9 protein-coding genes and 2 pseudogenes are annotated in these 11,178 nt (G+C 66.6%); 4 read left to right on the top strand and 7 right to left on the bottom strand.

The genetic code is table 11. The annotated features are described in order from the left end of the window. Positions 1-558 precede the first annotated feature (558 nt). Together ABT078_RS27240 and ABT078_RS27235 are read left to right on the top strand one after the other, a co-directional pair. Positions 559-1,959: a chaplin gene (locus ABT078_RS27240; protein ID WP_351232138.1), complete on the top strand. Its 1,401-nt coding sequence runs from the start codon at positions 559-561 to the stop codon at positions 1,957-1,959. 222 nt (positions 1,960-2,181) lie between these two features. Beyond that, positions 2,182-2,327 (top strand): annotated as a pseudogene (locus ABT078_RS27235) (IS1380 family transposase); the annotation flags it as partial. Positions 2,328-2,497: 170 nt separating this feature from the next. Here ABT078_RS27235 and ABT078_RS27230 read toward each other — a convergent pair. The 7 genes and pseudogenes from ABT078_RS27230 to ABT078_RS27200 all read right to left on the bottom strand — a co-directional run bounded on the left by ABT078_RS27230 (position 2,498) and on the right by ABT078_RS27200 (position 9,417). After that, positions 2,498-3,652 carry an FAD-dependent oxidoreductase gene (locus ABT078_RS27230; RefSeq protein ID WP_351232136.1) on the bottom strand — a complete coding sequence of 385 codons (1,155 nt, stop codon included), beginning with the start codon at positions 3,650-3,652 and terminating at the stop codon, positions 2,498-2,500. Between the two features lie 26 nt (positions 3,653-3,678). Continuing rightward, on the bottom strand, positions 3,679-4,452 hold the full coding sequence (locus tag ABT078_RS27225; protein WP_351232134.1) for an enoyl-CoA hydratase-related protein: 774 nt from the start codon (positions 4,450-4,452) through the stop codon (positions 3,679-3,681). A gap of 439 nt (positions 4,453-4,891) precedes the next feature. Next, positions 4,892-6,364, bottom strand: coding sequence for a sialidase family protein (locus tag ABT078_RS27220; RefSeq protein WP_351232132.1), 1,473 nt, complete (start codon positions 6,362-6,364; stop codon positions 4,892-4,894). An 838-nt stretch (positions 6,365-7,202) separates the two neighbouring features. Then, positions 7,203-7,409 (bottom strand): hypothetical protein, encoded by a 207-nt coding sequence (locus ABT078_RS27215; protein WP_351232130.1) that lies wholly within the window; start codon positions 7,407-7,409, stop codon positions 7,203-7,205. Positions 7,410-7,760: 351 nt separating this feature from the next. After that, entirely contained in the window at positions 7,761-8,036 is a 276-nt protein-coding gene (locus ABT078_RS27210; RefSeq protein WP_351232128.1) for a hypothetical protein, read from the bottom strand. Between the two features lie 480 nt (positions 8,037-8,516). Beyond that, a pseudogene (locus tag ABT078_RS27205) lies at positions 8,517-8,664 on the bottom strand (o-succinylbenzoate synthase); the annotation flags it as partial. A gap of 543 nt (positions 8,665-9,207) precedes the next feature. Then, the gene (locus tag ABT078_RS27200) at positions 9,208-9,417 is read right to left on the bottom strand and encodes a hypothetical protein (protein ID WP_351232146.1); all 210 of its coding nucleotides are present in this window, start codon (positions 9,415-9,417) and stop codon (positions 9,208-9,210) included. A gap of 205 nt (positions 9,418-9,622) precedes the next feature. Here ABT078_RS27200 and ABT078_RS27195 point away from each other — a divergent pair, with 205 nt between their 5' ends. Together ABT078_RS27195 and ABT078_RS27190 are read left to right on the top strand one after the other, a co-directional pair. Next, complete coding sequence (locus ABT078_RS27195; protein WP_351232126.1) at positions 9,623-10,204, top strand: hypothetical protein; 582 nt, start codon at positions 9,623-9,625, stop codon at positions 10,202-10,204. A gap of 47 nt (positions 10,205-10,251) precedes the next feature. Further along, positions 10,252-10,716 (top strand): DUF6023 family protein, encoded by a 465-nt coding sequence (locus ABT078_RS27190; protein ID WP_351232124.1) that lies wholly within the window; start codon positions 10,252-10,254, stop codon positions 10,714-10,716. Positions 10,717-11,178 lie beyond the last annotated feature (462 nt).

Raw genomic sequence — 11,178 nt, 5'->3', positions numbered from 1 at the left:
CAGACCGCCTGGATCAACGACCCGGCCAAGCGCCGCGAACCCGCACCACAAATCTCATAGCATTACGACCGTCTCACTGGACTTGAAATCTTCCGGCTGGCTCGACCAGACCGGTGCGTAGTTGCTCGACGCCATCGGCTGCCGTGCCGACGACGGCCAGCACTCCGCGGCTGCCTGCACTCACGGTTCCACCACCCCGTATCGGTCCGTCCCCACGGCCAGCAGTACAGCAGAGAAGTACCGCAACCACAGCGACTATCAGCAACCGCAGATGGCCCCCAGCCCCCATGTAGGCAGGCCGATAGCCCTCAGCGACCGCCGTGCCGGTAGTGCGCATTGAGGGGGTCAGCTACGCGGCCGGCTGTGTTGCATTTATGGAATTCCGATATCGCCTCATAGGGTTAATTATCGACTCGACCAATGTAGTGAGAAATGCAATCGCCTAGCCCGCTGGACTTCGGGTTTTGCGGTGCGTGTGCTGAAATTTGAGCGACCTTCCTTTCGGCGTGCAAGCAAGTGGTTTGGGGTGTCTATGTCCGCCGTTGTTCCCTGTGCGCTGTGCTGATTGGAAATGAGGTGGTGGAAATTTCCACAGTGAAGATTTCATGGAGCACTGCATCAGTGTCTGTGGTGGCTCTTGCGATCGTGAGTGCTCCGCTGGCTGGTCAGGCCCAGGCCGTGGCTACGCCGGCGAGTGTGAACGCGACTCACGCCCCCGGCACTCCGGGGGTCCCGCAGGCGCCGGTCACGGTGTTCGCCGAGGACTTCGAGAACACCGGCGATAACCCGGTTCTCCTGGAGGATTATGTCGGGGCTCCGCCGCTGAACGAGACGTACACGGCCGATCCACCGTGGCTGGACCCCGGACAGTGCAACGGCACCATCCTCAACCAGAACAGTCCTGCTCAGCCTGACTGCCAAGCGAGTGGTGGGGGGACGGAGCGCCTCGCGAACATGGCCAACGTGCTGGGGCAGGTCGGCGGGACGAATCCGCCGACCAACCACGCGGTGTCCGCGTACAGCCTCAATAAGGACCCCGGTGCCAACTTGGTGGAGTTCCAGACCAAGCAGCCGATCGCGATTCCGGCGCCGAATCGCTACATCACCTTCGCCGTAGACGTAGTGGCGGATAATTGCAAAGTCGTCGACGCGGTGCCTCCGCTGCTGAAGTTCTACCTCACTGGTAGCGGTCAGGACATCCCGACCTTCACCACCCCCATCAATCCCTGTACTGACCCCAACTCCCACCCCTACCCCGGAGGAAACGGCGTTATGGCCGGGTCGTTCGCCGGTAACAGTGCTGTGCTGTTCAACGGCACCGAGTTGGGCATCAAGATGGTCAATGGGCAGGGGGCCTGGTTCGGCAACGACCACGCCTTCGACAACATTCGGATCCTGGATGCGACTCCGCAGCTGGACAAGGCGTTTACTCCTGCCACCATCGACGAGGGCGGCACCTCGACGCTCACGATGACGGTGACCAACACCAGTGAATTGGCGGCGAAGAACGACTTCAGCTTCACCGACAGCCTGCCCGACGGCGTGAGTGTGGCCTCGGACGCGAACGCGTCGACGACTTGTGGCAACGGCACGGTCTCCGCGGCGGCGGGGGGTTCGTCCGTGGCTCTGGCAGGCGGCGACCTGGCCGCCGACCAGACGTCCTGCACGGTCACGGTGAATGTCACCGCCGACGAGGCGGGAACCTACGTCAACGGCCCCGAAGCGATCACCACGGTCGGCCTGAATCCCCCGGCCCCCGCGACGCTGACCGTCGAAGAGGAAGCATCCGAGGTGCCTGACGGCGCCTGGGCCGTCGGGACCGCGACGGGCTCGCCCGGTCTGCTGTCCGGCAACGTCGTGCAGGCCCCGGTGGACATCCCCGTCAACGTGTGCGGCAACACGGTGAACGTCATCGGAGTGCTCAATCCTGCGGCGGGCAACGCCTGCGTCAACGACTAGCCGGCCAGGTCGCTCACCGAGCCGGAACCCGGCGGGTCCCTGCGGACACAGATCGTCCGGCTGACATCACCAGTTGACATCAACGCCGCTGAACGAGGGCTGACAACGGCAACTCTGCCCGCAGCGGCAGACAGCCATAAGGGCCCGTTCCGTGAGGTCGCCCCACGTAGCGATCGAACTTACAAAGCAGATGTCGGCGGTTCGAAACCGTCCGCGCCCACCGCCGCTGGCGGCACCCACGACTTCGTGGCCTGGCTCGCGAAGCGGGGTCGTCCTAGTCCGTCGGCATGGTGATCACCGACGCGATCCACCGGCACGTAGTGAAGATCCCGGCGTCGGCCTGGACACCGGCCGTCGAGCCAGATGGCGCCCGGTCCACGTCCCGCCGGATCGGAGGCCGTCCCGGCGAACGCATCGCCGGACGCCTCGTCACTGCCCTCGCCCACCCTGCTGGTCTTCCCACGCATCACCTCCGTGATCAGGTGTTGCGACGACCACTTGAGTCCACCCTCTGCACTTCAGCTCGGACGCCGACACCTCAGCCCGTACGTGCCAGCAGGTCGCGCATGATCAGGGCGGCGGATGCCGGAGCGGCCTTGACGAAACCGAAGAACGGCCCGAAATCCTGCGCCGCGGAGAAGCCGGTGAAATACAGTCCGGGAACGGTGCTCTGGAGGGCTTCGTCCAGCACTGGAGAGCCATTTCGCATCTTGATGCGTTCCGCCAGGTCCGCCAGGAACGGAACGCGGGCCAGTTCGGCCGCGTATCCAGTGGCGAAGATCACCTGATCCACGGTCAAGGACTGAGTGTTCGACATCGTGATCCGCACCGGCCCGCCGTCCACTGTCGGCTCCGCCAGGACCACTGTGGTTTCCGGCCAGATCCGGACGTCGGCCGCATCGAGCCGCGCCGGCAGCCACGGCTCCAACGTGCCGCGGCCGGCCTCCCAGCATCGGGTCAGGATTGCTTCCCGCTCGGGAACCGGCAAGCGGCGCCACCATCCGGAATCCCGCAACGTGGCCTCGAGGTAGTCGTCAAAGAACTTCCAACTCACCGATGCGAAACGGGGAATGGGATGGCGGTGCACGACATCGACGCGAGCCGCACCGTGTTCACCGATCAGAGCCGCCCACTCATACGCACTCTGCCGGCCCCCGATGATGAGCACACGCTGCGCGGACAGGGCATCGAAGCGGACCAGGTCACAGCTGTGGGACGCGCGGCCGGACGGGATCGAGCCGCCCCAATCGGGCAGTCGGGTGAAGTAGCTGATGCCCGGCGCGGCGACCACGACATCGGCGCGTATCCGCTCGCCGCTGTCGAGCTCTGCCTGAAACGTGCCGTCCCGGTGCGTGAGGCGCGTGACCAGGTCCTGCCTCAGGGTGATGCCTTTGGCGCGGCGGAACCAGTCGGCATACTCACGAAAGAGCTCCACCGGAATCGGATCGACGTCTTTGGGGGAGAGGGCCCGTTCCCGCAGATACGCCTCCACGGTGTAGACGCCGGTGGCGTCCAGATGCCAGTCGATGCCCGAACGCAGCAGCATTCCCTGCGGCATGTGCTCGGACCAGAACCCCATCGGCCGTCCCACCACGACCGCATCCACGCCTCGGTCACCGGCGAGCGCGGCCGCCGACAGCGCAAACGGCCCCCCGCCGATGATGAGCATCGGCACCGACGTGGAGTCCTTCATCGTCGTCTCCCGGCTCCGTTCATTCGTCACTCGGGCCACACCGGCGGTCTCTTCTCCAGGAAGGATGCGATGCCTTCGCGAGCTGCCGGGGTCTGCGAGGAATCAGCCATGACTTCGCAAGCGATCCCATAAGCGTCGGATTCGGGACGGTCCAGCTGTGCATAGAGGGTTCGCTTCCCCAGCGCCTTGCTGGCCGCGCTGCCACGAGTGGCCCGGGCGAGGAGTTCCTCGACCGCCTCGTCCAGCTCGCCGTCGGGGACCACTCGATTGACCAGTCCCCAGTCCAGGGCGGTACGGGAACCGATCACCTCGCCGGTGAGGGCCATCTCCATGAGTCGCTTGCGTCCGATGGAGCGGGCCACCGGCACGGCAGGCGTGTGGCAGAACCAACCCCCCTTGCCGCCGGGAAGTGCGAATCCGGCAGACTCACCCGCCACCGCCAGGTCACACGATGCCACGAGCTGACAACCTGCGGCCGTGGCCAAACCATGCACTCTGGCCACTACCACCTGCGGTGCGGACTGAAGAAGCCGCATGACGTCCGTACACAGACGCAGCAGCTCTCGAACGCCCTTGGCGTCCTGTGCGAGCACGTCGGCGAAGTCATGCCCGGCGCTGAAAACCGGTCCGTTCGCCGCCAGAACAATCCCTACCGCCGGGGAGCCCGCCACCTCGGTCAATGCCTTCTGCAACTCGCGGAGCAGCTCCAAGCTCAAGGCATTTCGGCGTTCAGGTCGATTCAGGGTGATCCGGACAGAATCCCCTTGACTGGCCATGACGAGACTCTCATATGCAGCCATAAGATGATTTTAGCGTTGATTCTGGCGATCTATCCTGAATGGGTGAGGCGTGGCCGAGTCGGCGTTAGCCTCGGGCTTTCATGAAGCAAGCTGTCCGATGGTGATCGGCCATGCAGAAAGTTCCCCTGACCAGCGACTGTCCAGCCCAGAGGCGGAACTTTAAGGCAACGGGATCTCGTGGGCTTCCAGCGCAGCGGAGTAGCGCGGCGCACTCGGGCCGTATCAATGCTGTGACCTGCGGTCGAGTGGTCAATGGTTGTCAGCGTTGGTCGCCGTTGTGCAGCCCCGGACGGCCCAGAGGCCACGCGACCCCAGAGCAGCAGGCCCGCCCCGCCGGGCGGGACGCGGCCAAACCTCCCCGCCCAACGTGGTTACGGAGTGGGTCCGAGGCCTGTCTGCAGCCGTCGGCGGTCGGGCCGGCCGACGGCGTCCGCGTCGGTCAGCGGATGCGGAGACTACTGGTGTACGCGTCCGTACGGTTCTGTGGTGCGTCGGAGTGGGTCTCGGTGAGCACCGCCCGTACTCCCTTGCCGTCTGCCACCAGGCCTTGGTAGTCGCCGAGGAAGTGGCCCCCGGCGAACGGCGCCTGCAGCCAGTCGAAGACCCGCGAGATCCGTCGTTCGGTCCGGCGCTTCGGGTTTCCGTGCTGCAGCGTGGCCAGTTGGTAGGCGGTGGGCAGGGTGGTGGTGTTGCCGGGCTTGAGGAAGCGCAGGTCGTAGTAAGTGAGCGCGACCGTGCCCCGCTCGGTGACCGCGATCGACGGTGAGAAGGCCGGAACGTCCTTGGGGCTGATCAGCTCCGGGTTCCCCCAGGTGCGTCCGCCGTCGGTGGACCGCACAAGCTGGACGGAGTCGAACTTTCCACCGGAGAAGTCCGAGCCCTCGTAGGCCATGTACAGCGTGCCTGTCTTGGGGTCGACGGCCGGGCTCGGCAGGGTGGCCGCGGCGCGCAGCAGCTTGGTGGGGTCGTTCGGGTCGACCTCCGGTACGGAGGTGTCCCGGGCCACGGTGACCGGGGCACTCCAGGTCTCTCCGGCGTCGGTCGAGGTGGCCACCTCGTAGCGGGCTTCGACGACGGTGCTCAGGTCGTCGGAGTAGGTGATCCGGTCGAAGAAGTCGTACAGGGTGCCGGTGCGCCGGTCGACGACGATCAGATGGCCGATGGTCTGCGTGTTGGGCACGGTGCTGGTGTCGACGAACTGCCGGGCCTCGCTCCAGGTGCGGCCGCCGTCGCGGGTGAGGGAGATGAAGCCCGGACCGTCGAGGGAGCTGGGGCCGGGCGGGTCGTTGTCGAGGCGGTTCCAGACCTGGTAGGCGGTGCCCTTGCGGATCGGGTCGGCGGTGAGTGAGGGCTTGTCGTTGAAGAACGGCTGCTCGTCCACGTGCGTGGTGGTGAGGTTCCGCCAGGTGCGGCCGCCGTCGCGGGAGGTGACGGCCAGCAGGGCGGTGCGCGTGCTCTTCGTGAAGTCGACGCCCTCCCCGCTCGCGTAGACGGTGCCGTCCGGTCCGGTGCTCACCCAGGGGTCGGTGGCCCGTTCGAAGTCCGCGCCGCCCGGGGCGCACAGGCTGAACGGCAGCGTGCTCCGGTGGAAGGTGCGGCCGTCCGTGGTCCAGCCGGCCACCAGGCCACGGGCGCCGCCGTCGTTCCAGCGGTCCTGCTGGAACACGGTGACCACGCGCTTCGGGTCGCGCGGATCGACGGACAGGTACGGCTCGACCTCGGTGGCCGGGTAGACGATGCTGTCGGGGGACCTCGCTCCGATGGTGCACTTCGCGTACGGGTCGCCGTGGGACACCTTGACCAGTCGTGTGCCGTCGGGCTTCCGGTCTGCTGCGGCGGGAGTCGCGCCGGTGACCGTGACGAGCAGGAGCGCGGCGGTGGTGACGGCGGTCAGGGGCAGGAAGACGCGCATGCGGGATCTCCTCCGGGCCTGTCGGCCGCGGTACGGGACCGCCGTCATCGGGGCGGCCTGGGGCGCGGAGGCGTACCGGAACGCGAGGGTGGGGCGACTCCGTTTGGTCCTTTTCGGCGTTGCAGCCGGTGCCCTTGATGGGCCGAACGGCGGAGTCATCCCCGGGGGCGTCGAGGAGCACGGCGGAGCCGACCGGCGGGTGCAAGTGCCGGTCGGCTCCTTGGTCGTGCTGTTACGGCGCCGTCTTGTAGGTCCCCGGAGAGGGCCGTGGGCCGCGTGCCGGTTGGCGATTCCGGCGGGGTCGGCCTTGGCTCAGACGGGTTGGTGGAGCGGGATGACCTGCTGGACCTCTTCCACGGTGAGGATGAGTCAGGGCATCGGCAAAGGGCCACCTCAATGCGGACAGCGGCGCGATCGTCGCCCGCGCCAGAAGGAAGACTCCATCACCGTCGGCACATCCAGGCTCGAGGCCGGCGGGACTGCTCGTTCTTCTGCGCCTGTTCAAGACCAGCCGAGTGTCAACAACGCTCGTGATCAATACAGCTGGGAAATCCGAAATCAATACAGCTAGGAAATGCGAACGACCTCGTCGGTCACTGTATGACGACATCGCCGAGGCCGTTCAGGACGGCGGCGAGCGCGGTGTTCAGGACGGCGCGGACCGTCTCGAAGCGGTGACGGCCTTGGCTTCGAGACCGTCGAGCGTCCACCATCGCGAGTGCCGCGGTGTCAAGACGGGCGCGGGCGATCCACCCAACGGTGGACCGGGTGCCGTCACCCCATACGCACCGCGCCGGGTGCACCGGCCGGACTGGTTGCCCAGCCGTGCGCCGACCGGTCAAGTGATTGCCGGCTTGGTCCCGTCAGGCAGCGCGCAGGCGTCGCCGCCGTAGGGGCGTGAAATGATCTGTCCGCCGGCGGCCGTGCACTCGTCTCTGGAGATGTTCGGAGACGAGGCGGCCCCGGCGCTGACAGCGCCGACGGCGCTCACGCCGGCAAGGGTTGCCGCGGCCAGGGCGAGGCCCAGGATCCTTCGCATGCGCATGACTTCCTCCTCCTCTCAGGCGCCTTCGTTCGGCCTTCGGGAAGGACAAGTCTCAAGACGACGGCGCCCTCTTACTCGGCACGGGCGCTCCGCATGAGGCCCGTGAGGCGAGGCTGGGCGCCGCGCCCGGGCGGTGACTGCCCGGCCCCGGAGAGGCATGACGTCACCGACCTCGACCGGCCGCATCGGTACGCCGCGTGCGCGTCGGTAGGAGCGGGGCGACGTCGATGTCCTTGGCGTCGAGACTGCCCACCGGGGCCGCGTTGTGTCCGGGCAGGCCGGGGGTCAAGGAGGAGACGGGCCGTACCTGCCTCCGACCGGTGCCGGCGGACGGCTGCCGCGCGCGGTCCTCTAACGCGGTTCGTGTGCCGCCGCCCGGCAGGCAGCGGTCGCGGCGCCGCCCGCCACTCCGGCCCCGGTCAGCCCGGTCACACAACTCTGCAGGTCTCCGACCACGCCACGGCTGCACGCCGCTGTGACGGCGTCGGAAGCGGTGGCACCGGCCAGTTCGGCCATCCGTGCGCAGGCGGGGATGTCCGCCCTGACCGCGGGAGCGGCGAGGACCGCACCGCCGAGGGTGAGGGTCAGGCCGGTGAGGGCACCGGCGATACGGGTCGACGTGCGCATGGGACGCACCTGCCTTCCGGGTTGGTCGCGCGGTCCTGGTCCCGGCGGGCCGGATCCACGCGGTAGGGCCGCCTGGCGACGCTCGGTGAGTGGTGCCCCCGGCCGGCGGGCTCACAGACTGACCGCACGATTCTGCGTCGCATCCATTGAGCCGCACCGGGACATGGTGGCCAGGCCGAAGGAGAGGGCCCTGGACCGGATGAGACGCACTCGGACCTCCACTCGCGGGCCCCTCACTCCAGCGTCGCATTCTCTCCCTCGCCCGTCCTGTGCACCCGGGGGGCGGCCGCGCTGAGTAACTGCGATTGTGCGAAGCGCGGTAGCCGGCCCGTCCGGCCGACCAGGTGGATCGGACGGCCCAGCGTCCCGCCCGGCCTGTCCCCTGCACACCGCCGGGCGCGGCTCGGCCGGGGAGGCGGCCGGCCTTCGCTTCCCCGCGAGGTGCTGGGCCGCCACTGCGGTGGCACTTCACGGCGAGCGCCGATGGGAGGCCAAGGTGTCGCCGGGGAGAGCGAAGCCCGGGCAGGGCCGCGAGGGCGGCGCGGCCTATGCCGGTCTCAAGCATGTCGCCACACCGGGCCGGGACACTGTGGGCGCGGGCGATGTCGCGGGTACGGCGGTCCCCGAGGCAGGCGTCGACGGCAGCGCCCCTCCCCAGCGTCCCAAGATCCGGACCATTTCCGGACCAGCCCCGCCCAAGGAGCCGCACCGACCGCCGTTTTCGCGGGTCAGCGTGGGCGAAGCCGCTGTACAGCCAGCAGACGAAGAACATTCCTTGTTCCTACAGCCCCAAGAAACTTGGGTTCTTCCAGAGTCCGAAGTCGGTTGCCTGGAGGCCCCTTGCGCTTCAGGCAACCCGATACAGAAGTCACGATCCACGATCAGCGCGACAGCTTCCGTCACTGATTGAGTTTTGAGTGCATCCGCCCCGGACCAGCCGCGGACCAAGCGACGTCCTTGTGAAACGACTACGGACGGGTGTGTCGCATTCTGGGTTGACGACACCGGCTTTCCGGACCCGCAGAGAAATTCCCGGCTCGCTCAAGCGGGTCCATCAGCGTGCGACTGCACTGCGTCGGCTCATGCCGCAGTTGTTCAGTGCCGAGGGCTAGCGGCTCATTGCTCGTTGTCGCCAAAGGTGAGCCGGCATGGGCGCACCTCGACCGTTCACCTAACAGGCCATCTCGTTGGGCATGTTCGCTAAGACCGTGTCCTGCATGGTGAGGTTTCGGAAGCGTTTGTAGCAGCAGATGGCGGCGGCGAGCCCGAGAAAGGCCAGGTAGTTGGCCGGGTGTCGTTCGTAGCGGTGGTTGAGTCTGCGGTAGCCGGTCAGCCATCTCGGTCCGCAGGGCGATCCCCACGCTGAGAGACGACTGGACATCGTCGCCCATTGACTCCCAGATGCCGCAGAGTCTTCGCCCTACCTCAGATCTTGCTCAGGAATATGACAATCCTCTAACCGGAGTCGTCTGAGACTCATAGATTCACCTCTCGACCCGCCTGAACAGGCGTTAAATCGGAGGGGAACTCACATGCGCAGCGAAATGATGAGACGCGCTCTCATCCCTGCCGCCACCCTGGCTCTCGTGACTGCACTGGCCACGTCGGCCATCGCCGATTCCGGCACAGACCTGAGCCCCGTGGACATTCCCACAGATGAGTCGATCGCGGCGGAGGATGCTCTCGCTGTACTTCCGGAGTCCAGCGGGGAAGGAAACGCCGATCCTCCGCGGTGCGACAACCCGTACAAGGAGTGGTACGAGATCACCAGCAAGAAGGCGTACCACGTGCCCTCGTGGTGGAACGGCACCAAGTTCAAGGACGGCCCCGGGGGCACGATGGTCGTGAAGGTGGAGAAGGCAGGCAAGATATCTGCTGAGATCAGCGGGGGCATCGAGACCGAGGCAAAGGCGATCATCGCGAAGGCCAAGGTGAAGGTCGACGTAAAGATCGGCGCAGAGATAGGTGTCACCGTGGGACACGAGTACCGAAGGGACATCGCCCGCGGCAAGTACGGGCATCTTCAGTACGGCTCATGGGGTTACCAGATCACGCGGGCCAAGTACGCCACCAGCGCCGACCGGTGTGGCAAGACAAGGCTGAAGAGCGGCAGCGGGAAGCTGCCCACCACGGAGACCGGCTGGCGATACTGGGAAACGAGCTCGTGATGCCTCGAAGGCGTTTCAGCGGCACCCGTGTGGCGATGTGCATCAGCGTGCTGTCCGCCATCCTGGTCACCGGGTGTACGGAGGATTCCGGAAGCTCGGAGGGGCCGACGAAACAGGTCACCCCGCCGGCGTCATCTCAGTCACCACGGCACTCACCCGGTGCAACCGACAAGGAGCTCGGAGAGCTGGCGGAAGCCGCTCTGGACACGGTGACAATCGACGATCCGGAGTTCGTGGAATCAGGCTTGGAAGCCCTCAGTGACGGCATCCATACGGACTCACCGCTGACGCGCGGGAAGTCGTATCAGCTCGGCGTCGCCTGTGCGGGACGAGGTAAAGCCAAGCTCTCGGTTCAGATCAAGGACAAACCGGTTGTGCAGAGCTTCGACTGCGACGGCACTGCGGTCTATCAGCGCATTGCGGAAGCACCGAGCAGGCTCAGGATCGACGTGGACGGCGAACCGGAATCCTCCGGGATGGTCGCCTGGCGTATCAGTGAGGCCGGCCAGTGAGGCAAAGCTCGGCTGAGATCGCCGATACATCCGACGGCCGCCGTCCGGCCCCTGATCACAGGGGTCGGACAGCGGCCGTTCCCGTGCGCTTCCTGGGGGACTGTGAGGCCCGAGGCGCTGAGATGCCCTTCCAAGACGGCGCATGGGCCCAGACGTTGCACATCTCTCCTGGCCGAACGGCATTGAGTTGTTCGGTGGGCCCGTCCCGTCTGGCAGGAAGTCGAGAAGAAGGATTCCCGCCCTGCGGGTGGTTCGACGCTCTCCGCCGTTCCGACCTTGAAAGCTCAGCCAGTCTCAGGGATCAAGGACCGACGGAGGTGGACTTGATGCCCGAACGAGGGTGGGCCATGGCCCTTGCGCGTCTCGACGAGTTGGAGCGCGAGGTCGCGGATCTGACGGCAAGAGAGACCGCTCTTGAGCAGGACGAGCCGCCAAGCCCGAAGCAACGCCACGCGCGGCGTC

The organism is Streptomyces sp. NPDC002133 (genome assembly GCF_040296405.1).
In the GTDB taxonomy this organism is placed as follows: Bacteria; Actinomycetota; Actinomycetes; order Streptomycetales; family Streptomycetaceae; genus Streptomyces.
The sequence above is the reverse complement of the archived record's forward strand: the minus strand, read 5'-3'. Positions and strand labels throughout refer to the sequence as shown.

Excerpts from the sequence above, each read along its gene's own strand:
- ABT078_RS27200 (WP_351232146.1), bottom strand. The coding sequence starts at position 9,417 with ATGTCCAGTCGTCTCTCAGCGTGGGGATCGCCCTGCGGACCGAGATGG.
- ABT078_RS27225 (WP_351232134.1), bottom strand. The coding sequence starts at position 4,452 with ATGGCTGCATATGAGAGTCTCGTCATGGCCAGTCAAGGGGATTCTGTC.
- ABT078_RS27230 (WP_351232136.1), bottom strand. The coding sequence starts at position 3,652 with ATGAAGGACTCCACGTCGGTGCCGATGCTCATCATCGGCGGGGGGCCG.
- ABT078_RS27210 (WP_351232128.1), bottom strand. The coding sequence starts at position 8,036 with ATGCGCACGTCGACCCGTATCGCCGGTGCCCTCACCGGCCTGACCCTC.
- ABT078_RS27220 (WP_351232132.1), bottom strand. The coding sequence starts at position 6,364 with ATGCGCGTCTTCCTGCCCCTGACCGCCGTCACCACCGCCGCGCTCCTG.
- ABT078_RS27215 (WP_351232130.1), bottom strand. The coding sequence starts at position 7,409 with ATGCGCATGCGAAGGATCCTGGGCCTCGCCCTGGCCGCGGCAACCCTT.